The 19,193-nt window shown below is 66.7% G+C and carries 19 protein-coding genes; 6 read left to right on the forward strand and 13 right to left on the reverse strand.

Annotated elements, in window-relative coordinates:
- The first annotated feature begins 28 nt into the window (after positions 1-28).
- The 4 genes from AX767_RS05715 to AX767_RS05730 are packed head-to-tail and all read left to right on the forward strand — an operon-like array spanning position 29 to position 3,336.
- Positions 29-889 (forward strand): branched-chain amino acid ABC transporter permease, encoded by an 861-nt coding sequence (locus AX767_RS05715; protein WP_068629438.1) that lies wholly within the window; start codon positions 29-31, stop codon positions 887-889.
- A complete protein-coding gene (locus tag AX767_RS05720) occupies positions 886-1,848 on the forward strand; it encodes a branched-chain amino acid ABC transporter permease (RefSeq protein ID WP_068629440.1) in 963 nt (320 codons plus the stop codon). Before AX767_RS05715 ends, AX767_RS05720 begins: the two co-directional genes overlap by 4 nt.
- Positions 1,845-2,618, forward strand: coding sequence for an ABC transporter ATP-binding protein (locus AX767_RS05725; RefSeq protein WP_068629441.1), 774 nt, complete (start codon positions 1,845-1,847; stop codon positions 2,616-2,618). The genes AX767_RS05720 and AX767_RS05725 overlap by 4 nt, the downstream gene beginning before the upstream one ends.
- On the forward strand, positions 2,611-3,336 hold the full coding sequence (locus AX767_RS05730; protein ID WP_068629444.1) for an ABC transporter ATP-binding protein: 726 nt from the start codon (positions 2,611-2,613) through the stop codon (positions 3,334-3,336). The genes AX767_RS05725 and AX767_RS05730 overlap by 8 nt, the downstream gene beginning before the upstream one ends.
- A 28-nt stretch (positions 3,337-3,364) precedes the next feature.
- Here AX767_RS05730 and AX767_RS05735 read toward each other — a convergent pair whose 3' ends face one another.
- The 5 genes from AX767_RS05735 to AX767_RS05755 all read right to left on the reverse strand — a co-directional run bounded on the left by AX767_RS05735 (position 3,365) and on the right by AX767_RS05755 (position 9,326).
- Positions 3,365-5,446, reverse strand: a complete 2,082-nt coding sequence (locus tag AX767_RS05735; protein ID WP_068633392.1) for a TonB-dependent receptor — start codon at positions 5,444-5,446, stop codon at positions 3,365-3,367.
- 94 nt (positions 5,447-5,540) lie between these two features.
- Positions 5,541-6,461 carry a GGDEF domain-containing protein gene (locus AX767_RS05740; protein WP_068629446.1) on the reverse strand — a complete coding sequence of 307 codons (921 nt, stop codon included), beginning with the start codon at positions 6,459-6,461 and terminating at the stop codon, positions 5,541-5,543.
- Between the two features lie 18 nt (positions 6,462-6,479).
- Positions 6,480-6,911: a hypothetical protein gene (locus tag AX767_RS05745; RefSeq protein ID WP_068629448.1), complete on the reverse strand. Its 432-nt coding sequence runs from the start codon at positions 6,909-6,911 to the stop codon at positions 6,480-6,482.
- A gap of 160 nt (positions 6,912-7,071) precedes the next feature.
- Positions 7,072-7,863, reverse strand: a complete 792-nt coding sequence (locus AX767_RS05750) for an EAL domain-containing protein (protein WP_068629449.1) — start codon at positions 7,861-7,863, stop codon at positions 7,072-7,074.
- Complete coding sequence (locus AX767_RS05755; protein WP_237288564.1) at positions 7,860-9,326, reverse strand: sensor domain-containing diguanylate cyclase; 1,467 nt, start codon at positions 9,324-9,326, stop codon at positions 7,860-7,862. The genes AX767_RS05750 and AX767_RS05755 overlap by 4 nt, the downstream gene beginning before the upstream one ends.
- Before the next feature lie 177 nt (positions 9,327-9,503).
- On the opposite strand from AX767_RS05755, the gene groES reads away from it, so the two are divergent.
- Together groES and groL are read left to right on the forward strand one after the other, a co-directional pair.
- Positions 9,504-9,794 (forward strand): co-chaperone GroES, encoded by a 291-nt coding sequence (gene groES / locus AX767_RS05760; protein WP_068629451.1) that lies wholly within the window; start codon positions 9,504-9,506, stop codon positions 9,792-9,794.
- Between the two features lie 45 nt (positions 9,795-9,839).
- The gene (groL, locus tag AX767_RS05765) at positions 9,840-11,492 is read left to right on the forward strand and encodes a chaperonin GroEL (protein WP_068629453.1); all 1,653 of its coding nucleotides are present in this window, start codon (positions 9,840-9,842) and stop codon (positions 11,490-11,492) included.
- 107 nt (positions 11,493-11,599) lie between these two features.
- On the opposite strand, the gene AX767_RS05770 is transcribed toward groL, so the two are convergent.
- The 8 genes from AX767_RS05770 to AX767_RS05805 are packed head-to-tail and all read right to left on the reverse strand — an operon-like array spanning position 11,600 to position 19,182.
- Complete coding sequence (locus AX767_RS05770; protein ID WP_068629455.1) at positions 11,600-12,538, reverse strand: AraC family transcriptional regulator; 939 nt, start codon at positions 12,536-12,538, stop codon at positions 11,600-11,602.
- A gap of 5 nt (positions 12,539-12,543) precedes the next feature.
- A complete protein-coding gene (locus AX767_RS05775) occupies positions 12,544-13,347 on the reverse strand; it encodes an L-iditol 2-dehydrogenase (RefSeq protein WP_068629457.1) in 804 nt (267 codons plus the stop codon).
- Positions 13,344-14,021, reverse strand: coding sequence for a transaldolase family protein (locus AX767_RS05780; protein WP_068629459.1), 678 nt, complete (start codon positions 14,019-14,021; stop codon positions 13,344-13,346). The genes AX767_RS05775 and AX767_RS05780 overlap by 4 nt, the downstream gene beginning before the upstream one ends.
- A gap of 10 nt (positions 14,022-14,031) precedes the next feature.
- The gene (locus tag AX767_RS05785; RefSeq protein WP_068629461.1) at positions 14,032-14,976 is read right to left on the reverse strand and encodes a carbohydrate kinase family protein; all 945 of its coding nucleotides are present in this window, start codon (positions 14,974-14,976) and stop codon (positions 14,032-14,034) included.
- Positions 14,977-14,982: 6 nt separating this feature from the next.
- Entirely contained in the window at positions 14,983-16,380 is a 1,398-nt protein-coding gene (gene dalD / locus AX767_RS05790) for a D-arabinitol 4-dehydrogenase (protein WP_068629463.1), read from the reverse strand.
- Positions 16,381-16,440: 60 nt separating this feature from the next.
- A complete protein-coding gene (locus AX767_RS05795) occupies positions 16,441-17,472 on the reverse strand; it encodes an ABC transporter ATP-binding protein (RefSeq protein WP_068629465.1) in 1,032 nt (343 codons plus the stop codon).
- A 14-nt stretch (positions 17,473-17,486) separates the two neighbouring features.
- Positions 17,487-18,308: a carbohydrate ABC transporter permease gene (locus AX767_RS05800; protein ID WP_068629467.1), complete on the reverse strand. Its 822-nt coding sequence runs from the start codon at positions 18,306-18,308 to the stop codon at positions 17,487-17,489.
- 7 nt (positions 18,309-18,315) lie between these two features.
- Positions 18,316-19,182: a carbohydrate ABC transporter permease gene (locus AX767_RS05805; protein WP_068629469.1), complete on the reverse strand. Its 867-nt coding sequence runs from the start codon at positions 19,180-19,182 to the stop codon at positions 18,316-18,318.
- Positions 19,183-19,193: the final 11 nt, after the last annotated feature.

The raw sequence follows: 19,193 nt of genomic DNA on the forward strand, positions 1-19,193 counted from the left end.
GCCGATCAAGCAAGCAAGCGGACCCTTCATGAGCATCGTTATCTTTGACGGAGTGGCCTACGGCATGCTCCTTTTTCTCATCGGGGTGGGCTTGTCCATCACGATGGGGCTCATGAACTTCGTCAACCTCGCGCATGGCAGTTTCGCCATGGTCGGTGGCTATGCCGCCAGCGTGCTGATGAACCGCTTCGGCGTGGGATTCTTCCCGTCATTGGCCGCGGCCTTCGTGGCCGCTGCGCTGATCGGTGCGGTGCTGGAGTTCTTTTTCTATCGGCGGCTCTACCGCGCGCATCCGCTCGACCAGGTGCTGCTGTCGATCGGCATCGTGTTCGTGTCGGTGGCCGCGTTCACGTATTTTTTCGGCCCGACGATGCAGGCCTTCGCGCTGCCGCCGATGCTCGATGGCCGCATCGACCTCTTCGGCCTTGAAGTCGGCCGCTACCGGCTGTTCCTGATCTTCTGCGGCGTCGTCGTGCTGGCCGCGCTGCTGCTCGGCCTCGGCAAGACGCGCTACGGCGCGATGGTGCGTGCGGCGGTCGACAACCAGCGCGTGGCGGCGGGCACCGGCATCAACGTGCAGCGGCTGTTCCTGCTGACCTTCTCGCTGGGCTGCGGCCTGGCCGGACTCGGCGGTGCGTTGAGCCTCGGCATGTTGGGGCTGGAGCCGACGTTCCCGCTCAAGTACCTCGTGTACTTCCTCATCGTGGTGTGCGTCGGCGGTGCCGGCACCATCACCGGGCCTTTCGTGGCCGCGCTGCTGGTGGGCATCGTCGACATGGCGGGCAAGTACTACTACCCCCAGGCCGGCGCGTTCCTCATCTACATCGTGATGATCGTCATGCTGCTGCTGCGGCCCAACGGAATCATTCCCCGCAAAGGCATCGCATGAAGACGATTGCCCTTTCTCCGGCGCGCCTGCGTGCCGTCGAGCTGCTGTTCTGGCTGGTGCTGGCATCGAGCTTCTTCCTGCTGCCCGACAAGCTCACGCTGATGAGCCAGATCCTGATCTTCGGCCTGTTCGCGGTGTCGCTCGACATGGCACTCGGCTACGCGGGCATCCTCACCGTCGGCCACGCGGCCTTCTTCGGCGCCGGGGCTTACGCGGCCGGCCTGCTGGCCAAGCACGGCTGGGCCGAACCGTTCAGCGGCCTGCTGTTCGCGCTGCTCGTGTGCGTGGCCCTCGGCTACGTGCTGAGCTACCTGGTGGTGCGCGGTGCCGACCTCACGCGGCTGATGATCACCATCGGCGTGTGCGTGCTGCTGGCCGAGCTCGCCAACCGGCTCTCGGGCATCACCGGCGGCACCGACGGCCTGCAGGGCGTGGTGATCTCGCCGGTGCTCGGCCTGTTCGACTTCGACCTCTATGGCAAGACGGCCTTCTGCTACGCGTTCGGCGTGGTGCTGGTCATGTTCCTCGGCGTGCGGCTGATCCTGCGCTCGCCCTTCGGACTCACGCTGCGCGGCATCCACGACAACCGCAAACGCATGCTCGCGATCGGCTCGCCGGTTGCGTCGCGCCTGCGCATGGCCTACGCGCTGTCGGCCGGCGTGGCCGGTGTCGCGGGCGCGCTGCTGGCGCAGACCACGCAGTTCGTCGGCATCGAGTCGATCGGCTTCAACCGCTCCGCCGAGGTGCTGATCATCCTGGTGCTCGGCGGCACCGGCCGGCTCTACGGCGGCATGATCGGCGCCATCGTCTACATGCTGGTGCACGACGCGTTCGCCGACATGAACCCCCAGTACTGGATGTTCTGGCTCGGCATCTTCCTGATCGCGGCCGTCATGGTGGGACGCGGCGGCATCATGGGCGCGCTGTCGCGCCTGTTCAAGACCGGAAAGCCGTCATGAGCGCCGCCAATTCCCTTACCACCGGCGCGGCGCTTCACACGCGCGGTCTCGGCATTTCCTTCGGCGCCTTTCGCGCGGTGAGCGACGTCAACCTGTCGCTCGAACCCGGTGCACGCCAGGCACTCATCGGTCCCAACGGTGCGGGCAAGACGACGCTCATCAACCTGCTCACGGGCGTGTTCAAGCCAACCGCCGGCACCATCACGATGGGCGGCCAGGACATCACGTCACTGTCGGCCGACAAGCGCGCCCGCATGGGCCTGGCGCGCACCTTCCAGATCAACACGCTGTTCCCGAGCCTCACGCCGCTGCTGTCGGTGGTGCTGGCGATCAGCGAGCGCGAAGGGCTGGGGGCGGTGTGGTGGCGACCGCTGGTGCGCAGCACCCGCGTGTTCGACGAAGCGCATGCGCTGCTCGGCCGCCTGAAGCTCGATGCGCTGGCCGATGTGCCGGTAGCGGAGCTGGCGTACGGCAAGCAGCGGCTGCTGGAGATCGCATTGGCGATGGCGGCCAAACCGCGCATCCTGCTGCTCGACGAGCCCGCAGCCGGTGTGCCGGAGGACGAGAGCGGCGAACTCTTCGAAGTCATCGCCGAACTGCCGCAGGACATCAGCGTGCTGTTCATCGAACACGACATGAAGCTGGTGTTCCGTTTTTCGCGCCGCATCTCGGTGCTGGTGGCCGGTCAGATCCTGACCGAAGGCACGCCGGCCGAGATCGGCGCCGACCCGCGCGTGCGCGAGGTTTATCTGGGAGCCGCCCATGTCTGAACTGCTCGCTTTCGACCAGCTGATCGCGGGCTACGGCAACGCGGTCGTGCTCAACCGCCTCGGCTTCACGCTGCAGCAAGGCGAGAGCCTCGCCATCCTCGGGCGCAATGGCGTCGGCAAGACCACATTGCTCGAAACGTTGATGGGCAATACGCGCGTGATGCAAGGCGCCATCCGCTGGTGCGGCGAAGACATCACGCGCTGGCCGTCGCATCGCCGTGTGCGCGCGGGCCTCGGCTGGGTGCCGCAGGAGCGAGAAATTTTCCCGTCGCTCACGGTCGAGGAAAACCTGACGGTGATCGCACGATCCGGCGCCTGGAACCTGAAGCGCGTCTACGAATTCTTTCCGCGCCTGGAAGAACGTCGCGGCAACTACGGCAACCAGTTGTCGGGCGGCGAACAGCAGATGCTGGCCATCGGCCGCGCGCTCATGACCAACCCGAAATTGCTGCTGCTCGACGAGCCGATGGAAGGCCTGGCGCCGATCGTTGTCGAAGAGCTCGCCGCCTCGATCCGCCGGCTGTGCGAGAGCGAAGGCCTGGCGTCGATCGTGGTCGAGCAGCACCCGGTGCTGGCGCTCGAGATGACGCACCAGGCCATCGTGCTGGAACGCGGTACGGTCGTGCACGCCGGCACGAGCGCTGCGCTGGCTGCGGACACGGCGCTGCTCGAAAGCCTGCTGGGCGTCGGCATCGCCGAAGTCCCGGACGACGTCTGAAGGCGCTCGTCGTGCGCCAGGCTGCCGCTCAAAAACGGTAGGTGCCGCCCAGGCCCACCGTCCAGTTGCGCCCCAACGCCGGCTCGTAGTACCGCGCATTGCTTTCGTTCACGATGACCGAGCCGGCGTAGCGCCGGTCGAACAGGTTGTCGATGCGCGCAAAGGCGTTCAGCTCCCAGCGTTCCCAGCGCTTGACGTAGCCCGCGTGGAGGGCCGCCACCGCGTAGCCCGCGGCCCGGGCGGTGTTCACGTCGTTGGCCTGGATGCGACCGAGGGCGCGCAGCTCCGCGCCGGCGCGCCAGCCTTCGGGCGGCACCCAGCCGAACGCCGCGAACAGCGATTGCTGCGCGATGCCCGGGATGCGGTTGCCCGCCGCGACCGTGTTGCGCGTGGCGCAGGGCGCTGGCGAACAGAACCCGTCGCGGTAGCGCGCATCGAGCCAGGTGTAGGCCAGCTGCGTGCGCCAGTGGTTCGCCGTCTCGTGCAGCCACGCCGCCTCGAAGCCGTCGCGCCGGGTGCGGCCGGCGTTCTGGAAGGTCGCGCGTCCGCCGATGTTCGTGTTGGTCACGATCTCGTCGCGCGTTGCGGTGCGAAACAGCGCCGCGGTGAGCAGCCCGCCGGCCACGCGCGCTTTCGCGCCCACTTCGACGCTGTCGTTCACCGAAGGCTGCAGCGCGAAGTTGAGCCCGCTCTGGCCGCCGGCGCGGTACGACAGCTCGTTGAGCGTCGGCGTCTCGAAGCCACGGCCAGCCGAGGTGTAGAGCGCGATATCGGGCGTGGCCTGATAGCGTAACGACGCGACCGGCAGCGTGCGGCTGTAGCGCGCACTGCCGCTGTCGTTGCCGTTGGCGCCGACAAGGTAGCGATCCTGCGAATCGAAGTGCACGCTGCTGCGGCGCACGCCCGCTTCCACGGTCCAGCGTTCGGTGAGGCGCCACGTCGCCTGCGCGTAGGGGTCGAGGTTCCAGACCGTGTTGCGCTCGTCGCGGCGCAGCCGACCCTGCACACCGAGCAGCGGCGCGGCGACACGACCGAGGTAGTTCTCGTAGCCGGTGCGCGCCTCGCGCAGGCTGTCGTAGGCCAGGCCGGCGACCAGGTCGAACGGCCGGTCGGCGAGTTGCAACCGCCCGCTCCAGCGCACGTCGATGCCGCCATAACGGCGTTCGAGGTCGATCACGCCACCGGCCTGCAAGGCATTGAGCTGGGCGGCGGGCGGAATCGCCTGGTACTGCGTGGTGCGGCGCTCGCCGGTGTAGAGCATCACGCGCAGGTCATTGTTCGCATCGATGCGCCGCTCGTACAGGAGGCCGAGCTGCGTCTGGTCGACCGTCTTGCGCGTGTCGTACTGCACCGCGAGCGGCGCACTGCGCGGGGCGAGCGCATATTGATCGGCGGTGAGACCGAGCGGGTCTTGCGCCTTCAGGTGCACGCTGTTGACCACGAGGGTGAGCCGGTCGCCGTTGTCGAGCGCGATGCCGAGCTTGCCGTTCGCGATGTCGCGCGTGGCGGCGCTGTGGTCGCGCCAGCCGTCGGTGGTGAAGTGGCTGCCGCTCAGCAGGTAGTCGACCGCGCCCGAGGCGCCGCCGAGCTTCAGGCTCTGGCGCAGCACGCCGTTGCTGCCGGCCGCGAACGAATAGCGCAGTTGCGGCGCGCCCTCCCCGCTTTCGGTGAAGACTTGCATGACGCCACCCGACGAGTTGCCGTAGAGCGCCGAGAACGGCCCGCGCAGCACTTCCACGCGGTCGGCCGAGCCGATGTCGATGTTCGAGGTCTGGCCCTGCCCGTCGGGCAGGGTCGCGGGGATGCCGTCCACGTAGATGCGGACGCCGCGCACGCCGAAGGTCGAGCGGGCGCCGAAACCGCGCACCGACAACTGCAGGTCCTGCGCGTAGTTCTGCCGGTTCTGCACCTGCAGGCCGGGCACCGACGCGAGGCTTTCCGAGAGGTTGACCTGCAGGTTGCCGTCACGCAGTTGCGCGCCGTCGACGCGATCGACCGAGCCCGCCACGTCGAACGCCGACCCGGTGCCGCGCGGCGTCGAGACGGTGATGGCCGGCAGCGTGGGCGCCTCTTGCGCGACGACGGTTTGCGCGTGGGCCGCGCCGCCCATGGCAGCCGCAGCGAGAACGACCGGGGCGAGCATGTGATTCATCCGGTGGATTCTGCGTGGGCATTCCGCGATGCCGCGTCAGCCAACGGCGGGATCAGCGAATCGTGACGCGGTCGCGGCCCGCGCGTCGGGACGCATCGAGCAACCTGTCGGCACGGCGATAGAAGTCTTCGGCCTTCTCGTCGTCCTGCAACTCGACCGCGCCCATGTGGGTGGTCAGCGTGGCGGCGGCTTCGCCCTCGCCCTCGCCCTCCCCGTGGTCGAGCCGCACGGCATGCAGTGCATTGCGCAACTGTTCGGCGTGCAGGAGCGCCTGCTCCAGCCTGCAGTCGTACAGCAGCACGCCGAAGGTGTTGCCGCCCAGCCGGCTGGCGACGTCGAGCGGGCGGCGGGCGAAGGCGCCGAGGATCTTCGTCACCTGCATAAGCGTGGCGTCGCCGGCTTCGTGGCCGAAGCGTTCGTGGTGCCGGCTGAAGTGGTCGATCTCGATCACCACGAACGACAGGCCCACGCCTTCACGAATCGCCTGCAGGCGCGCGATCTGCGTGAGGTGGTCGGTGCCGCGGCGGTTCTGCAGCCCGGTCAGCGGGTCGATGTACGCCTGGCGCGACAGCAGTTCGTGCAGCAGGAATTGCTCCCGCTGCGAATGCTCCCTGAAATACGCGCCGACGGCGGAAAGCACCGCGGTCGACAGCAGCAGCCCCGCGAACCCGAGCGTCGCGCCGTGCGTTTCGGCCGGCAGTTGCACCAGCGCCCCGACCGTGCAACTGACCAGCACGAGCAGTACCGCGCCGACGCTCTGGAGCAGCAACAGCCCGATCGGAAAGAACGCCGCCACCACCACGAGGATGGCCGCGAAACGAGCATGGGACAGGTCGGTGACCGGCTGCCGGAAAGCCTGCATCACGGTGACGATCGCCAGCGGCAGCAGCAGGGTGAGCACGACCCGGTCGGTCCGCACGAAGAAGCGGCGCGTGGCGAACAGGTAGATGCCCACGCCGAGCGCCAACGCCACGCCGCCCCGCGCGACCCACTAGGCGGTCGGCACCGCCGCGTGCGCCGAAGCGCCGGCCCAGGCAAGCCACAGTGCCAGCGCCAGCCAGCCGCAGGCCAGCGCCGCGCGCCGTTGCGCGTCGTGCACGTGGTCGGCGTATTCGCGCTCGAGCGGCGCATCGAACCGGAGCCGCGGAAAACCCGCCATGAGCTGGCGCGCGTAGGGGCTCGCGGCGGCTTCGCCCTGCAGCACCCGCCGGTCGAAGCGCAGGCGCGCCTTGCGGTCGGGCTGTCGGGCTTCGCGTTCCTCGATCCAGTGCGAGCGCGGGCCATAGAGCTCGTTGGCCGTCCTGACGATGATCTCCAGATCGCGACGGATTTCGGCCGACGTGCGGGTCCACCGCGCGTGGGTCTCTATCTCGTGCTCGGCATGAGAGACACGGTCCTTCCAACGGAGCCGGATTTCGCGCATGCGCCGGTCGGGCCTAAGCGATCACGCGCGGAGCGGTGTGGCTGGAAACACAGACTTTCATGATTGTCAAAAACTTCAAAGGGGGCGGAGTTTAGCCACGGCCGGTGCGCGAAAAAGGCGCCGCCGGTCAAAAAGAGGCGCCAAGTGCGCACCTGGTCACTTATTCGACCACGCGACCCCATGGCGGCATCGCCTCGAACGCGCCGATCCACGCCGGCACCGCGTCGGGCGCCAGCGGTTTGGCGATGCCGTAGCCCTGCCCCAGGGTGCAGCCGAGCGCCATCAGCGCGTGACCGTGCGCCACCGACTCGACCCCTTCGGCAATGGTCCGCAAGCCGAGGCCTTCGGCCATGACGAGGATGCCTTTCACGATGGCGCGATCGGCCTCGTTCTGGAGCAGCCCGCGCACGAAGCTCTGGTCGAGCTTGAGCGAGGCCACCGGCAACTGGCGCAGGTACGTCAGCGACGAATAGCCGGTGCCGAAGTCATCCAGCGCGACCGGCACGCCGAGCGCGGCGCACCGGCCAATCGACTGCACCACGGCACTGGCGTCGGTGATGGCCGTGGTCTCCAGCACTTCCAGTTCGAGCACGCCGCGTTGCAGCAGCGGATAACGCGCGAGATGCGCTTCGAGCCGCGCCGCGAAATCGGAACACAGAAGATCGCGCGGGCTGATGTTCACGCTGACCGAGGTCGTCACGCCACCCCGGTGCCAAACGTCCACCTGACGCAGCGCCTCGCCGATGGCCCAGTCGGCCAGCGCCTCGACGACCTCGTCCTCTGCGATCGACGGGATGAAGGCGTCCGGCTGCAGCAGGCCGTGCGTCGGATGGTCCCAGCGGATCAGCGCCTCGAAGCCGATGACGGTGCCGCCGCGCATGTCGACTTTCGGCTGGTAGGCCAGCCGGAACTCGCCCGCCGCGAGGCCGGTGCGGATGCGCTGCGCTGTCACGGGGCGCCGTCCCGCGCAGCGTAATGGCGCGCCTTGTCGTCGTACATCGCGCGGTCGGCGCGCACCACCGCGGCGTCGAGCGATTCGCCGGCGGCGCAGGTGGCGATGCCGATCGACACGCTGAGGACATGCCCGCTCTGGCCCGCATGGAACTGGTTGTTGAGCTCGAACATCGACAGGATGCGGTCGCGCATCGCCTGGGCGCCGCGTTCGTCGGTCATCGGCAGCAGCACCGAGAACTCGTCGCCGCCGATGCGCGCCGGCCAGCCCGGCGACTCGACCGCTTTCGCCAGCACATCGCCCACGCGCCTCAGCAACGCATCGCCGGCGGCGTGGCCCAGCTCGTCGTTGATCGGCTTCAGGCCGTTCAGGTCGATCGTGAGGATCGACACCGGCCACGGCCCCTTGCGCGAGAGCCGGTTCAGCTCCTCGGTGTAGAACGAGCGGTTGCACAGACGCGTGAGCACATCGTGCTTGCCGAGGTATTCGAGGTACGCCTCGGCTTTCTTGCGCGCCGTGATGTCGACCAGCGACACGAGCACCAGGTCCCAGTTCTCCAGGTGGTCCTCCAGCACGGCGAACTGCATGTGGATGTTGATGAGATCGCCGTGCAGCGAGTAATTGATCACCTCGCGCTGCTGCAAGGTCTTGCCGTTCCAAAGGTCCTGCAACTGGTCTGCGAAGGAGTCGTGCATCTCGTCGCGAAACACCTTCGTGAGGTCGTGCAGCAGCGTCGGCGTATCGTCCGCGCCGAACATGCGCAGCGTCTCGCGGTTCACGTCGATCACCCGGATTTCCTGCATGCAGCGCATCACGAACTCCGGGTGCACCTTGATGAAGGTGGCGAAGTCGGTGATGCCGCGCTGGCGGATGTCGTCGAGCAGCCCCTTGACCGCGCTGAAATCTTCCACCCAGAGCGACACCGGCGAGCGCTCGAACAGGCCCCGCGCGTAGCGCTCGCTTTCGGCGCGCTCCCGGGCCGCAGCCACGCGGGCGCTGACGTCGTGCAGCGACACCAGCACGCGGTCCCAGGCGGACTCGTGGCCCGGCAGGACGCGCACCTGCAACTGCACATCGAGCCGGCGGCCGTCCAGCGTGTAGTTGACCGTCTGGTTGCTGAAATCGAGCTGCCCCGACCAGAGCTGGTCGAGCTCGTAGCGGACCGATTGCGACATGTCATCGCGAAAGACGACATCGAGCGCGGCCAGCAGCGCCGGCTGGCTGTCGGCGCCGAACAGCGTGAGGGTGCGCTGGTTCACGCGCAGCACCTTGAACTGCGCGATGCAGGCCGCGATTCGGCTCGGGTCGGCGGCCAGGTGCGCGGCCAGATCGATGACGCCCTCCGCGCGCCAGGCGTCGAAAAGGCGTTTCAGCCCGCTGTAATCTTCGAGCCAGAGCGAGACCGGCGCGAGATCGAACATCGACTCGAAATCGGTGGTGGGCGACGGGGTGGGATGCAGCATCCGGACACATTGTCCACACATCGCCGGGCGGGCTTTGCCCTTGAAACCCCGCCAAATGCCCTTATCATTAGCACTCGCTGAGGTTGAGTGCTAACAAGTGCCGCCTCCAGTCGATGGGGAGCCGGTCTTTCAGGCCGACGCCCCGGAACCAACCCCCGTTTCTATTCAGGAGATGCAATGAAACTTCGTCCTTTGGCCGATCGCGTGATCGTCAAGCGCATTGACAGCGAAACCAAGACCGCCTCCGGCATCGTCATCCCCGACGCCGCCGCCGAAAAGCCCGACCAGGGTGAAGTCCTGGCCGTGGGCCCGGGCAAGAAGACCGACAAGGGCGACCTGATCGCCATGAACGTCAAGGTCGGTGACCGCGTTCTGTTCGGCAAGTACTCGGGCCAGACCGTCAAGGTCGACGGCGACGAGCTGCTGGTCATGAAGGAAGACGACCTGTTCGCAGTCGTCGAGAAGTAATCCACTTCTCCTCATCCCCCAATCAACTGAATTCGGAGAATCAACATGGCAGCAAAAGACGTAGTCTTCGGCGGTGAAGCCCGCGCACGCATGGTCGAGGGTGTCAACATCCTGGCCAACGCCGTCAAAGTGACCTTGGGCCCCAAGGGTCGCAACGTGGTGCTCGAGCGTTCGTTCGGCGCCCCCACGGTGACCAAGGACGGTGTGTCCGTCGCCAAGGAAATCGAACTCAAGGACAAGCTCCAGAACATGGGCGCCCAGCTCGTGAAGGAAGTGGCCTCCAAGACCTCGGACAACGCCGGTGACGGCACCACGACCGCCACGGTCCTGGCGCAAGCCATCGTTCGTGAAGGCTTCAAGCTGGTCGCGGCCGGCATGAACCCGATGGACCTGAAGCGCGGCATCGACAAGGCGGTCACCGCCCTGGTCGCCGAGCTGAAGAAGGCATCGAAGCCCACCACCACGTCGAAGGAAATCGCGCAAGTCGGTTCGATCTCGGCCAACAGCGACGAAACCATCGGCAAGCTCATCGCTGACGCGATGGACAAGGTCGGCAAGGAAGGCGTCATCACCGTCGAAGACGGCAAGTCGCTCGACAGCGAACTCGACGTCGTCGAAGGCATGCAGTTCGACCGCGGCTACCTGTCGCCGTACTTCATCAACAACCCGGAAAAGCAATCGGCGATTCTGGACAACCCCTTCGTGCTGCTCTACGACAAGAAGATCAGCAACATCCGTGACCTGCTCCCGGCACTGGAACAAGTCGCGAAGTCGGGCCGTCCGCTGCTGATCATTGCCGAAGAAGTCGAAGGCGAAGCCCTGGCGACGTTGGTCGTGAACACGATCCGCGGCATCCTGAAGGTCGTGGCCGTCAAAGCACCGGGCTTCGGCGACCGCCGCAAGGCCATGCTGGAAGACATCGCCATCCTGACGGGCGGCAAGGTCATCGCTGAAGAAGTCGGCCTGACGCTCGAAAAGGTGACCCTGGCCGACCTCGGCTCGGCTGCCCGCATCGAAGTCGGCAAGGAAAACACGATCATCATCGACGGCGCTGGCGCTGCCGGTGACATCGAAGCGCGCGTCAAGCAAGTGCGCGTTCAGATCGAAGAAGCTTCGAGCGACTACGACCGTGAAAAGCTGCAAGAGCGCGTGGCCAAGCTGGCCGGTGGCGTTGCAGTGATCAAGGTCGGCGCTGCCACCGAAGTCGAAATGAAGGAAAAGAAGGCTCGCGTCGAAGATGCACTGCACGCTACCCGCGCTGCCGTGGAAGAAGGCGTTGTGGCTGGCGGCGGCGTGGCACTGCTGCGCGCCAAGCAGGCTGTGGGCGACAAGGTCAAGGGCGACAACGCCGACCAGGACGCCGGCATCAAGCTGGTGTTGAAGGCTGTCGAAGCGCCCCTGCGCGAGATCGTCAACAACGCCGGTGGCGAAGCTTCGGTGGTGGTGAACGCGGTGTTGGCCGGCAAGGGCAACTACGGCTTCAACGCACAGAACGACACCTACGGCGACATGCTCGAATTGGGCATCCTGGACCCGACCAAGGTCACCCGCACCGCGCTGCAGAACGCAGCGTCGGTTTCCTCGCTGCTGCTGACGACCGAAGCCATGGTCGCCGATGCACCGAAGGACGAGTCGGGCGCCGGCGGCGGCATGCCTGACATGGGTGGCATGGGCGGCATGGGCGGCATGGGGATGTAATTCCCGGCATCACCTGCGGACCGGCGAAGCCGGATCCGCGGTGATTTGCGAACAAGAAAAAGCCCGTCGTAGACGGGCTTTTTCTATTGGTAGGTTCGTCGACTAAGTCAGTGGGCGCCGCCGAAGCGGCTGTCGGACTGGCGGCGGAATTCGCTGGGGGTCATGCCTTTGATCTCCAGGAATCGCCGGTTGAAGTTCGCGACATTGTTGAAGCCGACCTGGTAGCAGATGTCGGTCACGTAGTGGTCGGTCTGCATCAAGAGGTGGCAGGCGTTGTTGATGCGCACGCGGTTCACGAAGTCGGTGAAGCTGTTGCCGGTCGAGCGGCGAAAGTAGCGGCTGAAGCGACTCTCGCTCATGCCGAGCTCGGCCGCCACGTCGGCCATCGCGATCGGCTCGGCCACGTTGTCGGTGATGCGGTTGACGATGGCGTTGATCTGGTCGACCTCGGCATCGCCTTCGGCGCCTTTCATCTGCACGCTCGAGAGCAATCGGTAGTCGGTGCATTCGGCCAGGTCGGCCAGGAAATCGCAGAATGCACCGAGGCGCCGCAGGCCGCGGGTGGATTTCACGCGCTGCCACTGCGCTTCCGCGCGGTCTGAAAAACCGAAGAACTCGATGCCATGCCGCGCGCGCTCGAGCAGCTGGTGAATTTCGCCGAGCTCGGGGATCTGGCTGGCGAACTGTTCGAGCGGCTCGTGGCGGAACTGGATCACCAGGTCGCGCGTCGCGACGCCTTCCTGCGGCACGTCGAGCGAGATCCAGTTGTGCGGCAGGCGCGGGCCGCACAGCACCAGGTGGCCGGGCTGGAAGGGCCCGATCCAGTCGCCGACGAAAGCCTTGCCAGAGGTGCCGGTGATGAAGTGCAGCTCGTATTCGTCGTGGCAGTGCCAGCGCGCAAGCGGGCTCGGAAACCCGTGCGCCAGGCAACGCACCCAACCCGCTTCTTCAGGCTTTTCGTAGCCGAGTTCAGGCGAGCGCGCGAAGTCGTGCTCCAACTCGGGCTGGCGATGGCGCGGGGTCTGGCGGGTGCGGGTGCTTTGCATGGTTTTCAGCTCATGACGCTACCACCGTCGACGTTGAGCGTTTGCGCCGTGATGTAGCGGGCTTCGTCGCTGGCCAGAAAGACCACGGCCCCCGCCATCTCGGCCGGACTGCCCATGCGGCCGAGCGGCACGGCGAGCCCGACCTGGCGCTTCTTCTCGCCGATCGGCAGATTTTCGTATCTGGCGAACAGCGCGTCGACGCCCGCCCACATCGGCGTATCGACCACGCCCGGCGCGATGCCGTTGACGCGAATGCCGTGCGGGGCCATCGCGAGTGCAGCGCTTTGCGTGTAGCTGATGACCGCGGCTTTCGTGGCGCAGTAGTGCGAGACCAGCGCCTCGCCGCGGCGTCCGGCCTGCGACGCCAGATTGATGACCGACGCACCTTCGGTGCCGGCCTCGACCATGTGCCGCAACGCGGCCTGCATCACGAAGAACATGCCCTTGACGTTCACCGCGAACATCTTGTCGAACGAGGCTTCGTCGCTGTCGAGCAGCGGCGCCATGTCGAACACGGCAGCGTTGTTCACCAGCGTGTGCAGCGGGCCGAATCGGGCCTGGGCCGCCGAGAGCATGCGCGGGATCGCATCCATGTCGGTCACGTCGGCGCCGATGTAGGCCAACGATTCGGGATGCTGTTGCAGCAGCGCGCGAGCGGCCGCCGGCGCCTGCGCGCTGCGGTCGACGATGCTGCAGCGCGCGCCCTCTGCGATGCAGGCCTCGGCCACGGCCAGGCCGATGCCGCCGCCTGCGCCGGTGATGAGAACGTGACGATCGGCGAGCCGGCCGGGAGAAGAAGCGTTGGTCATGGAGTGTGGGTGTTCAGTGCGGCCGCATCGGCCAGGAAGCCACGCTCGGCGTCGAGCGTGGCGGGATGGTCCATCAGTTCGGCAAAGAGCGACGGCGGGATCGTGATGGCACCGACGCCGAGGTCCAACAACGCAAGGTAGGCCTCGCGCGAACGCACGCTGGCCACCAGCAGGCGCGTGGCAGCGCCGCTGCGCGCGACCAGCGATTGCATCTGCGCGATCAGCGCGAGCCCGTCCGCGCCGGCATCCTGCAAACGTCCGAGATACGGTGCGGCATAGGCCGCGCTCAGCTGCGCGGCGAAGTGCGCCTGCTCGGCTGCATAGACGGCGGTGTAGGTCACCGGCACGCCCGCCGCGCTGAGCTCGGCGCCGGCGCGCAGGCCTTCGCGCGTAGCGGGAATCTTGACGACGAACTGCCCGACGTCGAACTCCGCGAGCATTGCGCGCGCATCGGCGAGCATGCCCTCCGCGTCAGCCGCCTGCACCTGCGCCTGGACCTGCCGGGCGCCCAACTTCAGCGCGTTGTGCAGCAGCGTGAACAGGCTGTCGCGTGTCACCCCCGCGCGGCGCATCAGTGTCGGATTGGTGGTGACGCCATGAATGGCCGGGTGCGGCAGGCAGCGCTCAAGCGCGTCGATGTCGGCGCTGTCGAGGTAGAGGTGGAACGGGGTCATGCCGTGTGCTTCAAGAGGCCGCCAACGCAACGCGCAATGCTTCGCGGCCCGGCGGGTCGCACCCTTCGCGGGTGCAGTTGAGTGCCGCGGCCGTCGCCGCGAAGCGCAGCACCTCGCGCCAGGCGTCGTCGGGCAGCGCAGCGAGTTGCGCCACCTGTTCCACGCCCTGCTCCAGCAGCGCGACCGAAAGGCCCGCCGCGAACGTGTCGCCGGCACCGATGGTGTCGGCCACGTCGACCTTCGGTGCCGCGACGTCGATCGGTGAATGGCCCTTGCGGTACAGCGTCGCGCCCTCGCCCCCGCGTGTGACGATCACGGCGCTCGGCCCCCGCGGGCCGAGCGCCAGAAAGTGTGCCGCGGCCTCGGCCAGGCCGAGGCCCGGCGTCAGGAAGGCGCAATCTTCGTCGCTGAACTTCAGCACATCGCAGGCCGCGACCCACCGCGGCATGCGCGCGCGATAGGCCGCCATGTCCGCGATCAGACTCGGCCTGACGTTCGGGTCGAACAGCACGATGCGCCGACCGCACTGCGCTTCGACCAGGTCGGTGATGCGGCCGGCCGCGGGCTCGGCGAGCAGCGAGATCGAGCCGAAATGCAGGTAGCGGCAGCTGTCGGGTAACGCCGGCAGCGACGTCGGCGCCCACAGCGTATCGGCCGTGCCGTGCGTATAGAACGCGTAGCGGTTCGTCGTGGCGAGGCGCTCCACGAAAGCCAGCGTCGACGACGCCTCGCTGCGCAGAACGAAGCGCATGTCGACGCCATTGCTTTCGAGGTGCCGCCACAGTCGCTCGCCGAACAGGTCGGTCGACAGCTGGGTGATGAAGCCCGTCGGCTGGCCGAGCCGGGCCGCGGCGATGGCGCTGTTGGTCAGCGCGCCGCCTTCATGGCCTTCGAAACTCAGCCCCGAAGTGCAAGTGAAATCGATGAGGGATTCCCCCGCGAACGCGATGCGCATGGCGGGTCAGGCCGACGTGGCCGTCGCGACGAAATCCTGGACCCGTGCGGTGGCGCGGCGCATCGCATCGACCAGCCGCGCATCGCCCGCCAACGGTCCCCAGAGCGGCCTGTCGGCGCAGAAGGCGGCGACCGGATCGGCCGCCTCGCAGATCGCGTGCGCCACAACCGGGTCCATGCTCTGGTCCTGGTAGGTATAGGGCACCTCGCCTTTGTGCCAGCGCTGCAGGAACGCGAGGAACAGCGCCGGCAGCATCGCGACGCTGTCGATGCTTTCGTTGCGTGCCAGCCGCTCGCGAATGGTGGGCACGATGAAGCCCGGGATCTTCGAGAAACCGTCCATCGCCACACGCTGGTTGGTGTCACGGATGGCCGGGTTGCCGAACCGGTCGAGCACCACGTCGCGGTACGCAGGCAGGTCGACCGGGTTCGGCGCGCCGGGCGAACCGAGCACGGGAATCACGTCGTCGGTCACGTAGTCGTAGGCCATCTTGCGAATAGCCGGCGTGTGCGTGCCTTCGTGGATGAACTGCAGCCCGATCAGCGTGCCGGCCCAGGCAATACAGCTGTGCGTCGCGTTGAGCAGGCGGATCTTGGCTTCTTCGTACGGCTGCACCGAATCGACAAGCTGCGCGCCGACGTGTTCCCACGCGGGACGCCCGGCGATGAAACGGTCCTCGATGACCCATTGGATGAAGCTCTCGCCGGTGACGGGCGCGAGGTCGTCCCGGCCCGTGGCCTGGCGCACACGTTCGCGCAGCTCCGGCGGTGGCCGCGGCGTGATGCGGTCGACCATCGCGTTGGGGCACGACGTATGGACCTCGATCCAGGCGAGCAGCGCCGCGTCGCCGATGAGACCGATGAATTCGAGGAGTCCCTTGCGAAACCGGTCGCCGTTGTGGCGCAGGTTGTCGCAGTTCAGCAGCGTGACCGGCCCGGCATCGGCCGCCCTGCGCGCGCGCAGGATCGCGCAGAGCGCGCCGTAGATGGTTTCGCCCGCGACGCCGTTGCTGGCGCGCTCGATGTCGTTGGCCAGATCGCTGAAGGTGCGATCGAGCTTGTCTTTTGCATCGAGGTAATAGCCCGCCTCGGTGACGGTGAACGAGATGATCCGCGTCGCCGCATCGGCCCCGCGCGCGATCACGGCGGCGAGGTCTTTCTGGTACGGCAGCACCTCTCGGATCGACGCGATTCGCTGGTAGCTGTAAACGCCTTCGGGCGTCACCGTCTCCAGCGTGTAGGCGCCACCCTGCGACTGCAGCGCCGCCAGCACGTCGGCCATGTCGGGCCGCAGGTTGGCGCCCGAGATCGACCAGCGCGTGTCGCCGAGGTCGATCAATTGCTGCAGGTAGACCGCCTGGTGGGCACGGTGGAAGGAGCCGAGCCCCAGATGGAGTTGCACCATCGAAGAGGCGGGGGCCGGTGCGGCTGCGAGTGTCACGTCGGGCTTTCGGGTCAGGGGATGTCAGGCTGCGAGCGTCTGGCCCGTGCGACTGAAAAGGTGCAACACCGACGGGTCGAGCTCGACGCCGACCGCGTCGCCCACGCGCAGCGACGTGCGGTCGTTCTGGCGCGAGATGAGCGGCGTGCCGCCCACGTCGACGTGGATCAGCGTGTCGGCACCCAGCGCTTCGATGAGATCGACGCGGCCCGGCACGCCGGTGCCGTGGCCGGGGTGCACGCGCAAGCCTTCGGGGCGCACGCCGAGCGAACCGTCCGAGGGCAGCCGGCCGCCGGTCTGCGACGAAAAGCTCGGGATGGCAGCCGCCGGAATCATGTTCATCGACGGCATGCCGATGAACTGCGCGACGAACTGGTTGGCGGGCCGGTCGTACAGGTCCATGGGCGTTCCGACCTGTTCGATGAGCCCGTCTTTCAGCACCACCACGCGATCGGCCAGCGTCATGGCTTCGACCTGGTCGTGCGTCACGTAGATGCTGGTGGCGCCGAGCGACACGTGCAGCTTGTGGATTTCGACGCGGGTGTTGCCGCGCAAGGCCGCATCGAGGTTCGACAGCGGTTCGTCGAACAGGAACACCTTGGGCGCGCGCACGATCGCGCGGCCGATGGCCACGCGCTGCCGCTGGCCACCCGACAGTTCCTTGGGCGTGCGCTCGAGGTACTGCGTGAGGTTGAGCTGCCGGGCCGCGTAGTCGACTTTGGTCTTGATCTCGCTCTTGGGCACGCCGGCCAGCTTGAGCGCGAACGACATGTTGTCGGCCACCGTCATGTGCGGGTACAGCGCGTAGCTCTGGAACACCATCGCCAGATCGCGCTTGCCCGAGGCCACGTTGGTGATGTCCTTGCCGTCGAGCATGAGCTGCCCGCCGGAGGTCGGCTCGAGGCCGGCGATGAGGCGAAGCAGGGTCGATTTCCCGCAGCCCGAGGGCCCGACGAAGACGATGAACTCGCCCTTCTGAATCTCCAGGTTCACGCCCTTGATGATGTGCGCGTCGCCGAAGCTCTTCGTGATGTTGTTGAGTTCGAGGTAGGCCATTCTTGTCTCCTTGATTACTTCACCGCGCCGAAGGTCAGTCCCTGGACGAGTTGCTTTTGCGAGAACCAGCCGAACACGACGATCGGTGCGATCGCCATCAGCGAAGCGGCCGAGAGCTTGGCCCAGAAGAGGCCTTCGGGGCTGGAGTACTGCGAGATCAGCGTGGCCAGCGTGCCGGCCTTGGCCGACACCAAATTGAGCGCCCAGAACGCCTCGTTCCAGCTCAGAACCAGGCACAGCAGGCCGGTCGACGCGAGCCCGCCGACCGACAGCGGCAGCACCACGTAGCGAAATTCCTTCCAGATGCCGGCGCCGTCCATGCGCGCCGCTTCGAGGATCTCGGGCGGGATGTCCTTGTAGTTCGTGTAGAGCATCCAGACCATGATCGGCAGGTTCGACAGCGTGAACACGAGGGTGAGCGCGGTGAGCGAATCCAGCAGCCCGGCGCTTTGTGCCAGCACGTAGATCGGCATCAGCGCGCCGACGGCCGGCATCATCTTGGTCGAGAGCATCCACATGAGGATGTCGCGCGTGCGCTTCGTGCGAAAGAAGGCCATCGAGTAGGCCGCCGGTGCCGCAATCAACAGGCCCAGGAGGGTCGAGCCGAGGCTCGTGATCAGCGAGTTGCGCGCGTACAGCAGGTAGTCGCTGCGACGCTGCACCTCGCCGAAGTTTTCCATCGTCGGCTCGAAGAAGAAGAGCGGCGGCACGGCGATGGCCTGCAGCTCGGTCTTGAAGGCGGTGAGGAACAACCAGCCGAGCGGAAAGAACAGCAGCAGCGTGACGGCCCAGGCCGAAATCGTGCGCAAGGCAGTGAGCAGGGGGTGGGTGTGCATGACGTGCTCAGTCCAGGTTCTTGCCGACGATACGAATCAGAAAGACGGCCACGATGTTCGCGAGGATCACCGCGAAGAGCGCGCCGGCCGACGCCACGCCCACGTCGAAATTCATCAGCGACTGCTTGAAGATCATGTAGGTCAGGTTGGTGCTCGCATTGCCCGGACCGCCGTTGGTGGTGATGGCGATCTCGGCGAACACGCTGAGCAGGAAGATCATCTCGATCATGATCACCACGGCCATCGGACGGCCGAGGTGCGGGATGGTCAGGTAGAAGAACCGCTGCGGTGCCGTGGCGCCGTCCATGCGCGCGGCTTCCATCTGTTCGCGGTCGAGCGATTGCAGCGACGTGATGAAGATCAGGCAGGCGAACGGCAGCCATTGCCAGGCCACCATGATGATCACAGAGAGCAAGGGCCAATCGGTCAGCCAGTCGACCGGCGTCGCGCCGAACACGCGCCACACGTCGGCCAGCACGCCGTAGATGGGGTTCATCATCATGTGCTTCCACAGCAGCGCGTTGACTGCGGGCATGACGAAGAAAGGAGAAATCAGCAACACGCGGACGATGCCGCGGCCCGGGAACGGCTCGTTGACCAGCAAGGCCAGCAACACGCCCATCACCACCGTGATCACGATGACGCTGCCGATGAGCAGCAGCGTGTTCCACACCGCCGGCCAGAAGTCCGGGTCGGTGATGAAGTACTCGAAGTTCTCGAGGCCCGCGAACGCCCTGTCGAACAGCGGCATGGGGTCGTTGAGGTTGTAGTTCACGAAGGAGAAATACAACGTCATCGCGAGCGGCACGATCATCCAGAGGAAGAGCGTGAGCACGGCGGGTGCCATCAGCACCCGGGGCAGTAAGCGTTTCATGTGATCGCTCC

The sequence above is a fragment of the Variovorax sp. PAMC 28711 genome, assembly GCF_001577265.1.
GTDB lineage: Bacteria > Pseudomonadota > Gammaproteobacteria > Burkholderiales > Burkholderiaceae_C > Variovorax.